General features: G+C 47.0%; 16 protein-coding genes and 1 tRNA gene. 10 read left to right on the plus strand and 7 right to left on the minus strand.

Going from position 1 to position 17260, the window contains the following annotated elements:
* Positions 1-91 precede the first annotated feature (91 nt).
* Entirely contained in the window at positions 92-691 is a 600-nt protein-coding gene (locus tag AYR61_RS10995) for a TMEM175 family protein (protein ID WP_065902991.1), read from the plus strand.
* A gap of 471 nt (positions 692-1162) precedes the next feature.
* On the opposite strand, the gene AYR61_RS15405 is transcribed toward AYR61_RS10995, so the two are convergent.
* On the minus strand, positions 1163-1333 hold the full coding sequence (locus tag AYR61_RS15405) for an SPJ_0845 family protein (RefSeq protein ID WP_169790395.1): 171 nt from the start codon (positions 1331-1333) through the stop codon (positions 1163-1165).
* 233 nt (positions 1334-1566) lie between these two features.
* On the opposite strand from AYR61_RS15405, the gene AYR61_RS11000 reads away from it, so the two are divergent.
* The 5 genes from AYR61_RS11000 (at position 1567) to AYR61_RS11020 (ending at position 9444) form a co-directional block, all read left to right on the plus strand.
* On the plus strand, positions 1567-3054 hold the full coding sequence (locus AYR61_RS11000) for an ABC transporter substrate-binding protein/permease (RefSeq protein ID WP_065902992.1): 1488 nt from the start codon (positions 1567-1569) through the stop codon (positions 3052-3054).
* The gene (locus AYR61_RS11005) at positions 3044-3793 is read left to right on the plus strand and encodes an amino acid ABC transporter ATP-binding protein (RefSeq protein WP_054707758.1); all 750 of its coding nucleotides are present in this window, start codon (positions 3044-3046) and stop codon (positions 3791-3793) included. Before AYR61_RS11000 ends, AYR61_RS11005 begins: the two co-directional genes overlap by 11 nt.
* Before the next feature lie 469 nt (positions 3794-4262).
* Positions 4263-6065, plus strand: a complete 1803-nt coding sequence (gene uvrC, locus AYR61_RS11010) for an excinuclease ABC subunit UvrC (RefSeq protein ID WP_056987881.1) — start codon at positions 4263-4265, stop codon at positions 6063-6065.
* Between the two features lie 111 nt (positions 6066-6176).
* Positions 6177-7475 carry a GTPase ObgE gene (obgE, locus tag AYR61_RS11015; RefSeq protein WP_056987880.1) on the plus strand — a complete coding sequence of 433 codons (1299 nt, stop codon included), beginning with the start codon at positions 6177-6179 and terminating at the stop codon, positions 7473-7475.
* 52 nt (positions 7476-7527) lie between these two features.
* Complete coding sequence (locus AYR61_RS11020) at positions 7528-9444, plus strand: acyltransferase family protein (protein WP_056987878.1); 1917 nt, start codon at positions 7528-7530, stop codon at positions 9442-9444.
* Positions 9445-9926: 482 nt separating this feature from the next.
* Here AYR61_RS11020 and AYR61_RS11025 read toward each other — a convergent pair whose 3' ends face one another.
* Together AYR61_RS11025 and AYR61_RS11030 are read right to left on the minus strand one after the other, a co-directional pair.
* Positions 9927-10685: a hypothetical protein gene (locus AYR61_RS11025; RefSeq protein ID WP_065902994.1), complete on the minus strand. Its 759-nt coding sequence runs from the start codon at positions 10683-10685 to the stop codon at positions 9927-9929.
* A gap of 14 nt (positions 10686-10699) precedes the next feature.
* Positions 10700-10966: a hypothetical protein gene (locus tag AYR61_RS11030; protein ID WP_065902996.1), complete on the minus strand. Its 267-nt coding sequence runs from the start codon at positions 10964-10966 to the stop codon at positions 10700-10702.
* A 259-nt stretch (positions 10967-11225) separates the two neighbouring features.
* Here AYR61_RS11030 and rnz point away from each other — a divergent pair, with 259 nt between their 5' ends.
* The 4 genes from rnz to AYR61_RS11050 are packed head-to-tail and all read left to right on the plus strand — an operon-like array spanning position 11226 to position 15398.
* Positions 11226-12170, plus strand: coding sequence for a ribonuclease Z (gene rnz, locus AYR61_RS11035; protein WP_056987874.1), 945 nt, complete (start codon positions 11226-11228; stop codon positions 12168-12170).
* 13 nt (positions 12171-12183) lie between these two features.
* Positions 12184-12540 carry a LapA family protein gene (locus AYR61_RS11040; RefSeq protein ID WP_065911917.1) on the plus strand — a complete coding sequence of 119 codons (357 nt, stop codon included), beginning with the start codon at positions 12184-12186 and terminating at the stop codon, positions 12538-12540.
* Positions 12537-14864: a single-stranded-DNA-specific exonuclease RecJ gene (gene recJ, locus AYR61_RS11045; RefSeq protein ID WP_065902998.1), complete on the plus strand. Its 2328-nt coding sequence runs from the start codon at positions 12537-12539 to the stop codon at positions 14862-14864. The genes AYR61_RS11040 and recJ overlap by 4 nt, the downstream gene beginning before the upstream one ends.
* 15 nt (positions 14865-14879) lie before the next feature.
* Entirely contained in the window at positions 14880-15398 is a 519-nt protein-coding gene (locus tag AYR61_RS11050) for an adenine phosphoribosyltransferase (protein WP_056987868.1), read from the plus strand.
* Between the two features lie 352 nt (positions 15399-15750).
* On the opposite strand, the gene AYR61_RS11055 is transcribed toward AYR61_RS11050, so the two are convergent.
* From AYR61_RS11055 to AYR61_RS14955, 4 genes are all read right to left on the minus strand, one after another.
* Positions 15751-15838, minus strand: a tRNA-Ser gene (locus AYR61_RS11055).
* 135 nt (positions 15839-15973) lie between these two features.
* A complete protein-coding gene (locus AYR61_RS15710; RefSeq protein WP_082615674.1) occupies positions 15974-16117 on the minus strand; it encodes a hypothetical protein in 144 nt (47 codons plus the stop codon).
* Between the two features lie 86 nt (positions 16118-16203).
* Positions 16204-16518 (minus strand): NAD(P)-dependent oxidoreductase, encoded by a 315-nt coding sequence (locus tag AYR61_RS15715; RefSeq protein ID WP_263850086.1) that lies wholly within the window; start codon positions 16516-16518, stop codon positions 16204-16206.
* Positions 16508-16921, minus strand: a complete 414-nt coding sequence (locus AYR61_RS14955) for a Rossmann-fold NAD(P)-binding domain-containing protein (RefSeq protein ID WP_191982247.1) — start codon at positions 16919-16921, stop codon at positions 16508-16510. Before AYR61_RS14955 ends, AYR61_RS15715 begins: the two co-directional genes overlap by 11 nt.
* Positions 16922-17260 lie beyond the last annotated feature (339 nt).

Here is a 17260-nt window from a genome sequence, read left to right on the forward strand (position 1 = left end):
ACATGCTTGGCTGTTTTTTATGCGTTGAGACGGAATAATAGGCATATGGATAATGGTGGGGTATTCTGGATTAAACGGGGGTGTGCGCAAAATGAATAGAGGACGAATTGAAGCCTTCACGGATGCTGTTTTAGCCATTATTTTAACAATCATGATTCTCGAGTTTAAGGTACCAGAGTCGTTTCAGTTGTCAGCCATGCTGGCACAGTTACCCTATCTTATTTCATATGCGATCGGTTACTTATTCATCGGGACTGCCTGGTATAACCACCACTATATGTTTACGCAAACGCGCCATATTACGCGTGACATCTATTGGACAAACAACTTCTGGATGTTTACGACGTCGTTTTTACCTGTGGCAACGGCTTGGGTTGGTCGCGGTATTAACAAACAGGGACCGGAGGTTTTTTATTTCATCGTGTATTCGGCGTGGAGTTTTGCTTATGTTGAATTATCGAGAAGTCTGATCAAAGCGAACGAAGCGAGCGGCCATCCTGAGGTGGCCACCAATATTAAACGGATGAATATTTACCGCTATCTCACAAACTGGAAGCTGGTGTTGATTCAAACGATTGTGATGGTGATCATTCTGATGTATCTGCCAGCTTTACAAATGGTGGTCGTGGTGATGCAGATCGTGCTTGTTGGGATGCGGTTTAATGAGGATAGTGATCGGTTGGATGGGTGAGAGTGTGGAGCAAAGCGGTTAAGGGGCAGAATGTAACGGACTCCGGCAGAAAATCCCGGGTCTGGATTTTTTGCCAGAGTCCGTTACATGGCCGCCCCTTGCTTTGCGGAACACGTTTAGTCTACGTAAAAAGGGAGCGCAGTAGCCAAAATTACTCGGCTGTCTAAGTCCGGTAAGTCCAGGTTTGACTTTGGTCCGTTGCTGTTAACTCAGTACTGAAAATGGTTAGCCGTGAAAAACAATCAACTAAAGACAACCAAAAAGAACACTCAATTAACCAGCGGATAACATCGCGAGTTAATTGAGTGTTCTTTATTTTATATTGGCTAGTCTTTCTAGGCCACCACGCCGAAACGTGCTCCACAAAGCAGAGGGCTCCTGCATAAGCCAACTCTGACAAAAATGCCTAAGTTCAGGCATTTCTGTCAGAGTTAACTTATGCTCCGCCCTCTAACCGCTTTGTTCCGCACTCTACTTGTGGTAACTCCGCTTTTCTTTAATCAAATCTTTGGCTGCCTTAGTTGTATCTTTTTGTTCATCGCGCTTCAGGAACTTATCGCGCTTGTCGTCTTTTAAATCCATTTCAGCAAATTTGCCGAACATGGAGTCGAGATTATCTTGTCGTTTTACCTTAAGACCCATGGTTGATGCCTCCTTACTTTGGACTATATCTTATCAGAATTTGCGCCATTTGTCATTTTTTACGGATTCTCATAAATAAATCTCAGATTATTTTTGAATAAAAAAGCGGTTACATCAATAATATGTGTATAAAAAGTCTTTTTTATTAAATTTTATTGCATAAAGAATGTGAATGGTGTATTGTTAATAGTATCAAAAATTAGAGGATACAAATTTAGAGAGGAAGTTCGCGGATGACCATTAAGGGGAAACACGTGTTGCAAGTCGTGCTTGCATTATGTTTATCGCTATTATTCTTTGTCAGTTTCAGCAATGTGACAACCAACGACCAAACAGCTTATGCGGCTGATAATTCTTTACAAAAGATTAAGCAAAAGGGGACACTGGTGGTGGCAACATCACCAGATTATCCACCATATGAATTTCAAACCACTAAAAATGGGAACAGTAAAATTGTTGGGATGGATATGTCCGTCGCCAAGAAAGTTGCCAAGGGCTTGGGCGTTAAGCTTGTCGTGAAGAGCATGAGCTTTGACTCGTTGCTGGTTGCGATTGAAACTGGTAAAGCTGACGTTGCCATTGGGGGAATCAACCCGACGGCTAAGCGGCGTCAATCCGTTGACTTCACCCACATTTATTATTCAGGTGGTCAAAGCTTCCTTGTTAACAAGGCTGAAAAGTTGAAGTATTCCAGCCGAGCGAAGCTTAAGAATCAAAAGGTTGGTGCCCAAACTGGGACCCTCCAATATGATTTAGCAAAACAACGAATCCCCGGCGTGACCGTCAAGGGGATGGATAAGAACACCGACCTTGTGTTGGCGTTAAAGACCCACAAGATCGCAGCTGTCGGGATGGAAACCCCAACTGCTAAGGCCTACGTCGAAAACGATTCAAGCTTAGCGATGATTCCTTCCGGTTATAAATTAAATAAGAACGATGTTGGGGCAGCGATTGCCGCGCCAAAGGGATCAACAGCCCTGATCGATGCCATGAATAAGAGCGTTGACCAGATCAAGAAACAAAACCTGACTGACGGCTATCTCAAGACCGCCGGGACGTACATGAAGACCAACACGAACAACACCAGCATGTTCCATTACTGGAAGTACTTCGCAAAAGGGGTCGAATACACCCTGATCATTTCAGCCATCTCAGTTGTCTTTGGGGTTCTGCTTGGGACGATTCTGGCACTGATGCGGTTCAGCCACAATAAGCTGGTGCACGCCATTGCCGTTGCCTACATTGAATTCGTTCGTGGGACACCGTTGATGGTTCAAGTGATGTTCGTTTACTTTGGAATCGGGATCATTATTAATTTGCCGGCCTTGTTATCTGGTATCATTGCGGTATCCTTGAACAGTGGGGCGTACGTCGCGGAAATCATCCGTGGCGGGATCGATTCCGTTGCTAAGGGACAAACTGAGGCCTCTCAATCACTGGGGTTAAACAGAACAGATACGATGCGGTACGTGGTGATGCCACAAGCCTTAAAGAATATCTGGCCAGCCCTTGGGAACGAATTTATTTCCCTGATTAAGGAAAGTTCAATCGTGTCCATCATTGGGGTCACGGATCTGATCTACCAGTTAAACATTGTGCGGGCAGATACTTACCGTGGTGTAATGCCAGTCTTCATCGCGATGATCCTGTACTTCATCATGACCTTTATCCTAACCAGAATTTTGAACCACTACGAAAGGAAGATGAACCATGCAAAGTAGTAAACCAATTATTGAAGTTAAAAACTTAGAGAAGAAGTATGATTCAGCAGACGTTTTAAAGGATATCAACGGCGTCGTTAATCAGGGGCAAGTCATCTGTGTGATCGGGCCTTCTGGTGCCGGGAAAAGTACTTTCTTGCGGTGTCTGAACCTGTTGGAAAAACCCACATCGGGAACCGTCTTGTTTGAAGGCACTGACCTGGTGTCGTTAAAAACCAACGAACTGACCACGTTGCGGGAACGAATGGGGATGGTGTTCCAGAGTTTTAACCTGTTCCCCAACATGACCGTTATCGAAAACTTGAAACTGGCGCCGGTGCGGGTGAAGCATATGAGTGATGCGGACGCTACAAAGAAGGCAACAGAATTACTGGAACGGGTCGGCCTAGCAGAAAAAGCGGATGTCTATCCAAGCAGTTTGTCAGGTGGCCAGCAGCAACGGGTTGCGATTGCGCGTGCCTTAGCAATGGATCCAGAAGTGATGTTGTTTGACGAACCAACCAGTGCGTTGGATCCTGAAATGGTCGGCGAAGTGCTGGCCGTTATGAAGGAATTGGCGGATGAAGGGATGACCATGGTCGTTGTGACTCACGAAATGGGCTTTGCGCGTGAGGTGGCCGACGAGGTCTGGTTTATGGCCGATGGCTATATCCTGGAAAAGAACGAACCAAACGAATTGTTCAACAACCCGCAAAACGACAGGGCGAAGGACTTTATTGGGAAGATTATTAATGCCTAGAGCGTGAAGCAAGGCGGTCAGTGCGCGTTACACGTTAGCCCCGTGCCTTGCTGAACGCGTTTCGGCTACGTAACCAAGAAAGCCGCAGCAAGAACCATTCTGTTTGTTGTAACTGAGAATAGTCTAATCCATAATAAACAATCAAAGACACCAAAAATCGTGCCCAAGCGAACATGTCAAACCATAAAACTCAAAAATCAAAGGACCTTGCCTAACCACCCAGGTTGCAAGGCCCTTTTTTGTGAATGAACCAATCAGAAAACAAGGTGCAAACACGGCCCCGTTTGTCACAAACTGTGCTAAACTACGCACAAGTGAATTCTGTCGGTTACAACCATTTATTGGCTGTGTGACAAAGTGATAAGGGGGTATCCCATACCAAACACGCACTTCCATTGAACCAAACACGTATTCGCGTTATAATAGGGCTTCTGAACAATCGAGCGCATTGTAAAAAGGAGGGCTCAGCGTGGCATCTGAATACTTAGAGCATAAACTGGCGTTGCTGCCTGATCTGCCTGGCATCTACATGATGAAAAATATCAACGGGCACATCATTTATGTGGGTAAGGCTAAAAATTTAAAGAACCGGGTCCGCTCCTATTTTAAGAGCAGTCACGAAGGCAAAACTGCCCGGTTAGTATCTGAAATTGCGGACTTTGAGACGATCATCGTTTCCAATGACAAGGAAGCCTTCCTGTTGGAAATTACGATGATTCAAAAACATCAACCGCATTACAATATTAAATTAAAGCAGGGGACGGGCTATCCCTACATTAAAATTACGAACGAACGAGATCCAGAAACAAAAATTGTGAGTCAGGTGCGTAAAGATGGCGCGTACTACTTTGGCCCGTATCCGAACGTTTACGCGGCAGAAGAAACGTTGCACTTCCTGCAAAAGGTCTATCCGTTACGTCGGTGTAATGGGTTTCAGCACCGTCCGTGTCTTTATTATCATATGGGGCAATGTTTGGGTGCTTGTTTTAAAGAGGTGCCGGAAGAAGAATATGCAAAACAAATCGAACGCATTAAGTCTTTCTTGAATGGAAATGTCGCTGAGGTCAAGCGGCACTTAAACGGTCAGATGAAGACGGCTTCCGATAAGCTGGAATTTGAACGGGCTGCTGAGATCCGTGATCAAATGCACTACATTGAGGTGACGGTTGAAAAGCAAAAGATCATTTCAACAGATAAGACACCGCGAGATATCTTTAATTTTTATCTCGATAAGGGGTGGTTATCCGTTCAGATCTTCTTCATTCGTCAGACCCGTTTGATCAAACGAGAGAAGCGCTTGTTTCCCATTGTGGATGATGCGGTCTCTGAGATGAGTAGTTTTATCACACAGTTTTACAATCGAAAGAACAGCGTGTTGCCAAAGGAAATTCTAGTCCCGGAAGAGATGCCTAAGGACGTCTTAAGTAACGTGCTCGGGGTGCCGTTTCGGACGCCGCAGCGGGGTGAAAAACGGGCGCTGCTGGACATGGCGGGCAAGAACGCCCGACTTGTTTTGGAAGAGAAGTTCCGGCTATTGGAGCTAGATGAACAAAAAACGACCGGTGCGATGAAGGAAATTACGGATGCGTTAGGGATTCGCCCGGGACACAAGATCGAAGCCTTTGACCACTCTCATATTCAGGGGGCTGATCTAGTGTCTGCCATGGTGGTTTTCGTGGATGGGCAGCCAAACAAGAATCTTTACCGGAAATACAAACTGAAAACGGTGGACCATGCGGATGAAGCCGCCAGCACGCGGGAAGTCATTCGGCGACGGTATAGTCGGGTGCTCAAGGAACACACTGAGTTGCCAGATTTAATTCTCATGGATGGTGGCGACATTCAGCTGGATGCAGCGCGTGATGTGCTGGAAAATGAGTTGGGCTTGAACGTCCCTGTAGCGGCGATGGTCAAGAACGACAAGCACAAGACGGCCGACCTGCTGTCCGAAGTCAACGATACGCCGATGCATCTTGATCCTAAGTCACAGGGGTTCTATCTCCTGCAACGAATTCAAGATGAAGTGCACCGGTTTGCCATCACCTTCCATCGCCAAGTCCATACCAAGCATTCCCTCAGTTCGCGATTGGATGATATTCCAGGGGTTGGGCCAAAGACCCGGACAAAGTTGTTGCGGAAGTTCGGCTCCCTGAAAAAGATTGCGGATGCGGATACGGAAGAACTCACGAAGCTTGGCATCTCCCACACTGTGGTGGATACAATCAAGCTGACACTTGCCAATGAGACCCCGCAAAAGGTCGAAAAATCGTAAAATTATCATTTTCAGTGAAAATATTCCAATTTATGATGGTAATTTTCCTGGATTCATTAGATAATGACACAGGCAAGGTAACTAGTTTAGAAGAGTTATGGAGAATAAAATATGTTTGTAGATCAAGTAACGATAAATGTAAAAGCAGGAAACGGCGGTAACGGGATGGTTGCGTTCCGTCGCGAAAAATATGAGCCAAATGGCGGGCCTGCTGGTGGTGATGGCGGCCGTGGCGGCAGTGTGATCTTTAAAGTGAACACTGGCTTGCGGACGTTGATGGACTTCCGGTACAACCAAAAATTTAAAGCTGATAGTGGCCAAAACGGCGGCATCAAAGGCATGACTGGCCGCGGTGCAGACGATAAGATCGTTATCGTCCCACAGGGAACCACCATCATTGATGACGAAACGAACGCGGTTATCGCGGACCTGGTTGATCCAGATGATGAGATCGTTGCCGTTCAAGGTGGTCGTGGCGGACGGGGCAACGTCCATTTTGCGACGCCGAAGAACCCGGCTCCCGAGCTTGCTGAAAACGGTGAACCTGGTCAAGAACGCCGAGTCCGACTAGAATTGAAGCTGTTGGCCGACGTGGGGTTGATTGGGTTTCCTTCGGCCGGAAAGTCAACATTGCTTTCGGTGATCACGGATGCCAAACCAAAGATTGGGGATTATCACTTTACAACGTTATCGCCAAACCTTGGAATGGTTCGCATTGATGTGGATCACGACTTTGCGGTGGCGGATCTTCCTGGGTTGATCGAGGGCGCCGCTAACGGGGTTGGCCTCGGTATCGAATTCCTACGCCACATTGAACGGACCCGTGTTCTGTTGCACGTGATCGACGTGGGCGGATACGAGCAACGCGATCCGTATGAAGACTTTTTAAAGATCAATGAAGAGTTAAAGAAGTATGATCCAGCGCTGTTGGACCGACCACAAATTGTGGTGGCGACAAAGATGGATCTCCCAGATGCTAAGGAGAACCTTGAGCAACTTAAGGCGAAGTTGGCTGACGACCATACGTTGCCAACACCACCGGTTGTGATGGCGATTTCGAGTGTCACTCATGATGGGCTGCAACCACTGATTGCTAAAACGGCTGAAATTCTTGACCAAACGCCAGCATTCCCTGTAAAGGGCTTGGATGATCTGGATGAAGCATTGGGTCTGCCGACCGAACCTGATAGCGACTTTACAGTTGAACAGGATGAAGACGGGACTTGGGTCCTTAGTGGTGAGAAGTTGGAACGCTTATTTAAGATGACCAACATGGACCACGAAGAAAGCACCCTTCGATTTGCCCGTCAGTTGCGGGGAATGGGTGTTGATGATGCGCTACGAGAAAAGGGCGCAAAGAATGGTGATCTCGTTCAAATTGATGACTTTACCTTTGAATTCGTTGAATAAGTAACACAATGAACGACATTAGGTTGTGATTAAAGGAGAACGGGGGAGAATCATGCAACAACAAAGTGGGAGCAAGCGGCTAAAACACAGCCGCTACATCTCAGGGTTTGATGGCATTAGAACGATTGCAGTTATTGGTGTTATTGTGTACCATTTGCTACCTTACAGCCTAAAAGGTGGTTATTTGGGGGTACCAATATTTTTCGTTGTGTCAGGATATTTAATTACGGATCTGCTGTTACAGGAGTACGAGCAAAACGGATCGATCGACATTTGGGCCTTTTATGGGCGCCGGATGAAACGCCTCTACCCGGCGTTAGTGACCATGGTCTTAACGACTGCAGCGTACATTACCCTGTTTCAGCGATCATTATTTGTGAATTTGAAGTCAATTATTTGGACAAATTTGCTTTACGTGTACAACTGGTGGGAAATTGGTCACGGCCAATCCTATTTTGACCGGTTTAACGGCGAATCACCGTTTACCCATTTATGGTCGCTGTCGATCGAAGGTCAATTCTATTTGTTCTGGCCACTGATTTTAATTGCGCTGCTCTATGTGTTCCATCAGCGTAAGACGATCTTTTATCTGGTCATCGGCGTGGCGGTTCTGTCCGCAATTGCGATGGCAGTTCTCTACGATCCTGCTAATACGAACCGGGTGTACTACGGGACGGATACGCGAATGTTTGCCATTTTACTGGGTGTCGGGCTGGCCTTTATGTGGCCCGCAACCAAGCTCAAAACGGAATTGCCAGATCAGGCACGCCGCGCTTTGAATATAACTGGTGCTGTGAGTCTTATCTTGATCGTGATCCTGTTCTTTAAACTTTCTGGTGAAACGAGCTTTACCTATCGCGGCGGCATGTTTATCTTTACACTGCTGTCAACGGTACTAGTCGCCACGGTCGCACATCCGGCAGGGGTTATGAACCAGGTGCTGACCAACCGGCTATTTGATTGGGTCGGGAAACGCAGTTATGGTATTTACCTGTACCAGTTCCCGATCATGATCTTTTATGAGGCACGGGTGACAAACATTGCCGCACATCCAGTCTTAAATGCGTTGATCGAAACCATTTTAATTTTAGTGGTGAGCGATCTGTCTTACCGGTACCTAGAGTCACCAACACGGCACTATCACTATCATGAATTGCCACAGTTGGTCAAAAACTGTTTTTCTCGGCAGTCTCAATATGGTTGGAAACGGTGGGTCGCTATTCCGGCAGTCATGGTGACATTGATTGCCCTTTATGGTGCAGCAGCGGCGCCAAACCACTTACCAGCAAAGGATAACGCGCTTCAGAATCATATTCAGCGCAACCAAAAAACAGTGACGAAGGATAATGAGGCTGTTTTATCGAAGCAAAAAACGGCCCAAAAGAAGGCCGCTAAGCCGAAGACGGCGGCAAGTAAGTACGCCAAGGTTAAGCTGACGTCTAAGCAACGCAGTGTAGCAAAGGACTATGACCTGACCAAAACGCAATTGCTGACAGCAAAAAATATGCCGGTAACAGCGATTGGTGATTCGGTCATGGTCGACGTCTCAACGGATTTACGTCAGGTCTTTCCAAACACCTATGTGATGGCGAAAGTTGGCCGTCAAGTTTGGCAAGCACCGTCTGAGATCCACGGGTTAGAGGCAAAGGGCGCGCTGTCACAAAATGTGCTGATCAATTTGGGAACAAATGGCCCAATGACCACGCAGCAGATCAATGATGTGATTCACGCAATTGGTCCAAAGCGGCATATTTTCTGGGTAACCACGCACGTCCCAACAAGAAATTGGGAAACCCAAACAAATACAACGATCCACGAAGCAAGCAAGCGTTTCTCAAACGTGACAGTAATCGATTGGCACGGTTTGAGCGCCGACCATAAGAGCTGGTTCTATAACGACAATGTGCACCCCAACCCAACAGGGAATAGGTACTTTACGGCGTTGGTGGCGAAGCATATGACGGATTAAAGAGCGTGGAGGAAGGCGCTTAAGGGGCAGAATGTAAGGGGCTCTAACAGAAATGCCTGAACTTGGCATTTTTGTTAGAGTCCCTTACATGGCCGCCCCTTGCCTTCCGAAACGCGTTTCGGCAAGGTAGCCAAGAAAGGCGCGGCCTTCAACCAGATGTGGATTTGGTCCCGAAAGTGCTTTACATGCAACTCTTGCCTTCGGGAACGCGTTTCGGCAAAGTAGCCAAGAAAGGCGGGCCTTCAACCAGATGTGGATTTGGTTCCGAAAGTGCCTTACATGCAACGCCTGCCTTCTGTACCGTGTTTTGGCAAGGCAGCCAAGAAAGGCACGGACTTATAACCAGATGTGGCTTGAGTGCCAGAACTGCCTAACATGCAATGTGTCAATTGTATAATCAGGTTCAACGAAACCATAAAACCACAAAAAGACCGGGAACGTCAATTCCCGGTCTTTTTGTGTCTCAATTATTCAAAGAATCTCTAATTCAATGCAACATCCAACGTCTTCGGCGACGAAGACCGTTTTTCACCATTAGCAGAAAAACTGCCGGAAAACTGAATGGCAAGTTTCGTCACAGTAGTGTCAGCGGTTCCCGTCAACACCATGGCGTGAAAGGTTCTTGTTTGGTGTGCCTTAATGGTCTGGCCAGCACTGCTGTCGCTGAGACCGCTGGCACTTGTTGCAGTATTGGTGCCGTTAAAGACAACCTTATTGATCCCATCAGTCCGAACATCTTGATCAAGCTGGTTGTTAATTTTAAAGTTGATCTGAATGGTCTGGTAGGGGTTAGCGATGGTGGTCACATTAAAGGCCTGTTCAGCCATTTGCTTAGCCGCCGACGTTTTGGCGCTGTTCGTGATCATCTTGGTACTGATCATTTGGTAACTTAATCCGGTACTAGCCGTTTTTCGAGTGGAGTTCTGTTTCTTTTTCAACGTTAACTTTGTGCCCGCTTTGTCGTACGAAAATTCACCTGGAATCGTGAGCAGGCCAGACTTAACATACGATTTTTTCTGTTTTTCACTAGCTGGTACTTGATAATTCTTCATTGTTGCAACGGTGTTGTTAGACGACGACGCACTCGCCGCAGATTCTGCCTTTTTTGTTGAAGACTGGCTTGCCTGTGAGGATTGTGATCCCGACGAGGTTGCTTGACTCTTGGTGGATTGCTGGCAGCCGGCTAAGGAAATAGCGATGACGGCTAGACCGGCGACCCACAAGTGATTGCGATGACTCATGTGATGATTCCCCCTTATTTAAATAACAGCCATTTTTGACTATGGCGAAAGCCAAATAGTCGTTGCCCCTGATAAAAGAGGGTCGGCTGCCCCTTTAACTCTCTTGTTTGGTGCTTCAATGTGGCCAGATCTAAAGGCTCATGCCCGGCCTGACTGATAAACTGCAAGCCGTCATGATCCAGTGTGATGCGCGTAATCGGCACAATGGGATCCTGATCCAAAGCAATCTTCAATGCGGGATCAAAGTGACTGGTCAGGATCTTTAATTCAATGACGTTCATGCTGGCCTCCTTGATATTGCTGATACCATGGTGTGTCGTATCTCATTATACCGTACTTTGGCAGAACCACCATCTTCGCAGTTCAGAAAGGAACAGCAAAGATTCCAATTTTAATCGACGTTAAAGGACGAAAATTAGGGTGGCATATGCTACAATTGTAAGGTTGAGGTGAGCGGTGGTGACGAACTGAAATGAACATCTCAGTTATGGCGACCATTGCGCTCACCTGCGGACTTAACATTAGAAAAGGACGACATAAATGCAAATAGAATTTTTAGGTACGGGTGCTGGTTCCCCGGGAAAATTTAGAAACGTCAGCAGTTTGGCACTTCGCCTACTTGAAGAACGGAATTCAATTTGGCTGTTTGATGCCGGTGAAGGCACGCAGCATCAAATCTTACGGACGACCATTCGGCCACGTAAAATTGATAAAATATTTATTACCCACCTGCACGGCGACCATATTTTTGGTCTGCCTGGGTTGCTGAGCAGTCGCTCATTTCAGGGTGGCAACGAAAAATTAACGATTTATGGTCCAAAGGGCATTCGCAACTTTGTGTTGACGAGCTTAAAGGTTTCCGAAACCAAGTTGTCGTACTACATTGAATTTGTTGAAATTGAAAACGAAGGTGAAATCTATAGCGATGATAAGTTTACCGTCTATGCGCGCAAGCTGGATCATAAGATCGAATGCTTTGGGTATCGCATTGAAGAGCACGACCATCAGGGTGAATTGATGGTTGATAAATTGCGGGAGGACCAGATTCCGTCCGGTCCCGTCTACGGCCAGCTGAAAGCTGGAAAAACGGTCACACTGCCTGACGGTCGGGTGATCAACGGTCACGACTATATCGGGCACGCACAGAAAGGCCGAATTATCGCGATTTTAGGTGATACCAGACGGACACCGAATAGCAGTGTGTTGGCTGAAAATGCGGATGTGCTGGTGCACGAGAGCACGTTTGCGAAGGACGAAGCCAATTTAGCACATAACTACTACCACTCAACAAATATGCAGGCTGCAAATATCGCCCGTGACGGGCACGTTGGTCGGCTATTGCTCAACCATATTTCGGCACGTTATACCGGAAAAATGGCGTTAGAGCTTGAAAAACAGGCCAAGTCGATCTTTCCGCGGACGAAGGTCGTTAAGGATTTCGATTTAATCGATATTCCGTTTGATAAAGAACGTCAAACAAACTAGGGGGACGATGGGGTTGAAACGTCAAGGACAGTTGATATTAGGCATTATCTTGATTATCATTATTGCCGTTTTTTCGATTTTAAACGTGACACCGGTTCCAATCAATTTTGGGTTCGTGACCGTTCGCTGGCCACTGGTCATTGTGTTGCTGGGTGCGGTGTTCATTGGTGCACTGCTGATGTTTTTGCTGACGACGGTGACGCATTTTCAAAAACGCCGGCAGGACAAACAGCAGCCTGATCAGCCGGCAACTAAGCTTGAACCGGAAACTGTCAAACAGCATAACCGGCGTATTACTGGGGCGGTCGCTGAGCAAAACAAGGCGGCTCAAACAACGCAGGATCAAAACGAAAAGGATGACCGTAAGTGATCGAATCGCACTATGATTGGCAGGTCAAAGATGTTGACCAACCGACGGAAGCAGCCCAACAGGCCGCTGAACAACTGAAGATTGACCCGATGATCGCGCAAATTTTGATCAATCGGGGGTACGATACCATTGACACAATGCAGACGTTTTTGACGCCAGACCTGAGTCAATTGCACGACCCATTTGCGATGCACGATATGCAAAAGGGGGTCGATCGGATTCAAAACGCCATCATGAACGCTGAAAAAGTCACGATTTATGGTGATTATGATGCGGATGGTGTGACAAGTACGGCCATCATGTATGAAACGCTTGATCAGTTCGGTGCTAACGTTGACTACTTTATTCCCAATCGGTTTGTAGATGGGTACGGCCCTAACACAGCAGCGTTTGAGCGGCTGATTGAAGGGGGTACCCAACTGATCGTTACCGTTGACAACGGGGTTTCTGGTCATGATGCCATTGCTCGTGCTAATGAACTGGGATGCGATGTGGTGGTGACTGACCACCATGAACTGCCTGAAACGTTACCGGACGCTGCAGCCGTGATTCATCCGCGGCATCCAGAAGGAGATTACCCATTTGGGGGGCTCTCCGGTGCTGGGGTGGCTTTTAAAGTGGCCACTGCACTATTAGAAGAGGTCCCACAGGAACTCTTAGATCTTGCTGCTATTGGGACGGTTGCTGACCTTGTGCCAGTCGTGGACGAGAATCGGGTCCTCGTTTCCCTTGGCCTTAAGATTTTAGCGCAAACGGATCGTTTGGGCCTTGTGAATCTGATGCAGGGCGCGGGCATCGATCCCAGCCAATTAACGGAACAATCCATTGGTTTTGGCATTGCACCGCGACTCAACGCACTGGGACGCCTAGATGATGCCGCCCCGGCCGTTGAGTTGTTAACGACCCTGGACGATGAGCGGGCAAGTGAGCTTGCGCAACTAACTGAAAAACAGAATAAGTATCGCCAGCAACTGGTTGCGGATATTAGTGAGACAGCTTTGACACAAGCACAGGATGCTGATCACCGCGACCACCCAGCATTGGTCATTACAGGTGAACACTGGCACGAAGGCGTTTTAGGAATCGTCGCCAGCAAGGTCGTTGAAACGATGGGGAAGCCGACCGTCGTCTTGAACGTGAATCCTGATAGCAATACCGCCAAGGGTTCCGGTAGAAGTGTGGCTGGTTTCAACTTATTTGAAGCCTTTGATGGGCACCGTGACCTGATGGTTGCCTTTGGGGGTCACGCTGGTGCCGTCGGAATGACGGCCAAAGCCGATCAGCTAACGGCACTTCAGACGGCGTTTGATGACGCTGCTGAAACGCAGCATCTCACTGATCAACCTAAGGGCCAGCTTAACGTTGCCGCACGGTTAACGGCTGACAAGGTGACGATGCCGTTGTATGAACAACTTCAGCGTCTCGCACCATTTGGTACCGATAACCCGGTCCCATTGTTTGCGTTCGATCCTGAAACCTTACAAAATGTGAAGGCCATCGGGGCTGACGGCAAACATTTGAAGTTTAAGGTCGAAGATAACGGTCAGGCGGTGGATGCCATTGATTTTGGCCAGGGTGCGCTTGCACCGGTGTTAGCCAGTGCGCCTGATCAAGTGAAATTGTTGGCACAGATCGACATTAATGTGTGGCAGGGCCGGACCAATATGCAGTTGATGGTTAAAGATATCGCTGTAACCGGCATGGTCGTTGAAGATAAACGGACTCAGCAGCTGCACAAAACGATGTTCAGTGAAGCTGGTACCTATGTCTTCTTTAATCAACGAGTCTACGAGCAACTCCGAACGCAATTGCCGCCAACCGCGGTAAGTATCGTTGTTACGGCTGGACAAGAAATTTCTGACCAAAAGATCAACACGCTATTTTTAGTGGATTGTCCTGCCTCAATTGCTGATCTACAGCGGGTTTTGGGCCATATTACGGCTGATCGAATCGTTGCTTATTTTTATCTTAAGCAAAGTCATTACCTTTTGGGGATGCCAGAACGCGCACAATATGCTAAACTGTTTAGGTTCGTTAAAACGCATCAAAACGTGGACGTTGGCAAACGGATGGCTGAATTAGCCGCCTATTTGAAGATCGACGCCAGTCAACTCGTTTTAATGCTTCAGATCTTTTCGGAACTGCACTTTGTAACCATTGAGAACGGTCAATTAACCCCCATTGCACAGCCGGCGAATCAGAAGATCGAAACGGCACCGAGTTATCAATCCCGACAAACCCAGATTGAAACCGAGAAACAGCTACTGTATAGCGAATCAGCGGTTCTAAAACAACTTTTGACGAGCTTTACAGCCGATAAATAAAGGAGTTTATTTAAAATGGCAATTGATTTAACCCAATACATCGCGACTGTTCCAGATTATCCAGAACCCGGCGTGATGTTCCGGGACATTTCCCCATTGATGGCAGACGGTGAAGCCTACCGTTATGCAACTGACCAGCTGGTGGACTACGCGCGTGGCAAGAACGTTGAAATGATTGTGGGCCCAGAAGCTCGCGGGTTCATCGTGGGTTGCCCAGTCGCTTATGAATTAGGCGTTGGCTTTGCACCAGCTCGTAAGGAGGGGAAGTTACCCCGAGAGACTGTTAAAGCAACGTACAGCCTTGAATATGGTACAAGTGCTTTGTACTTGCACAAGGATGCAATCAAGCCAGGTCAGCGTGTCTTAGTGACTGATGACTTGTTGGCAACGGGTGGCACAATTGCTGCAACGATTCAATTAGTTGAAGACCTTGGCGGTATCGTTGTGGGAACTGCCTTTATTATTGAACTGAAGGACCTTCATGGCCGTGATAAGATTAAGGGGCATGATATTTTTAGTTTGATGGAGTATTAAAGAGTGTGGAGCAAGGCGGTTTGAGGGCGGAACACGTTTCGGCTCGAGGCTAATAGAAAGTAAAACAAAAAATGCCTAAACTGCCATTTTTCCCAAAGCCATGTTACGTGGCCACCATGGCTGCAGAACGCATTTCACCTCGACTGCTAGAAATCCAAATGCTAAAATAATCATTATCAAATTGAAAAACGTGAATAAAAAAGTGTGGTAAGCTTACAAATCCTATTTGGACAAGTAGACTTACCACACTTTTTTTGATAGTTTCATTCCCACATCAACACGAGACAGAATTAAAAACAAAAAAAGGTTTTGACAACCACATCAAATGGTCGTCAAAACCTTTAAAAATATAAGGAGAGTACAGGATTTGAACCTGCGCGCCGGTATTAGCCGGTTCGCCGGATTTCGAGTCCGGTGCATTACCACTCTGCCAACTCTCCATTAACTAACAACACTAAATAATTATACCAAAACTGAGATAACTTGCAAGGGTTTTAGTCATCATTAACTATTGAGATTAACGGTTTTGACAAAGAGGTAAAGCGCGTCTTTTTTTTGAAATTAAATTATATTAATTACACTTCAGGCGCATTCACGGCCCACTGCGGTTTCTGCCCCCGAAGAACCTGTTCAATCATCTTGGCAGCGCCCATAGCCATGCGTTGGTTGGATTCAACGGTGTTGGATCCAACGTGAGGGGTTACGAAAACGTTGTCCAAGGATAAAAGCGGATTGTCCGTGGTGATGGGTTCCTTCTCATAGACGTCTAAAGCGGCGCCTGCGAGCTTTTTCTCACGTAGGGCAGTTACTCTAGTGCTTCCTCGTCTACAATCGCACCACGGGCCAAATTAATTAGCGAGGCGGTGGGCTTCATTAGAGCGAGTGTTTCCGCGTTGATGATTTTCGTCGTTTCTGGGACAGCTGCGAGGTGAAGGGTTACAAAGTCGGCTGTCTTAAAGAGGGTGTCCCAGTCGACATATTCGCCATAGGCGGTCTCGTAGTGGGTCCGGTTATAGATCAAAACGGTAACGCCAAAACTGCTTAAAATTTTGGCGACTGCTTGACCGATATGGCCGTAACCAACAATACCAACTGTTGCCCCAATTAAATCATGCCCCATGATGTGGTAACCACCAGTCCAGTCGCCGGCGCGCAGTTTTTTTTGAAATGGCATCGAATTGCCGGGCCATCAGCATGATATCCAGAACAGCAGCCTCAGCAACACTGACAGCGTTGGCACCGGGCGTATTCGTTACCCAAACCCCTTTTTTCGCAGCAAATGCGACGTCAATATTGTCGTACCCAACACCGCGCCGAGCGAGAATTTTTAAGTTGGGCATTTTATCGTACAACGAATTGGGAATTTTATTGCTGATCATCATGACGGCGGCAGCGTCCGGAGCAGTCGCTAGGATATTTTCTGCGTCTGGATTGTCAACGGTCAAGACTTCAAAGCCCTGCTTTGTCAGGTAATGGTCGGTGAGGTCGTCTGCCACGGCAGGCATAATTATTTTTTCGGTCATATTACGCATCCTTTTGCCTAGATGCGGTTCAAGAATAGCACTGTTGATAGCAATATTGTTGAAGTGAACACACCTATAGCGATATTTAAGTTCAGTTTAGTGATTAGTGATTGTCACTATTATAATAACTTCGATGGCCTTAAAACAAGCTTAAATCAGCATTCTATTAGGCAAAGTACGGCTTGATTGAAATACTGTCTCAACTGGCAATACCAGTACAAAACACCTCTTGAAATTTAGTAGAAACCGGCATAAAATGACATAATAACTTGAGTACAATGGGACTCATGTTAGGTAAATAAATGGTTAAGCGTGTTCACCGGTGTGGTGGGCGCGCTT

The sequence above is a fragment of the Secundilactobacillus paracollinoides genome, from assembly GCF_001702155.1.
In the GTDB taxonomy this organism is placed as follows: Bacteria; Bacillota; Bacilli; order Lactobacillales; family Lactobacillaceae; genus Secundilactobacillus; species Secundilactobacillus paracollinoides.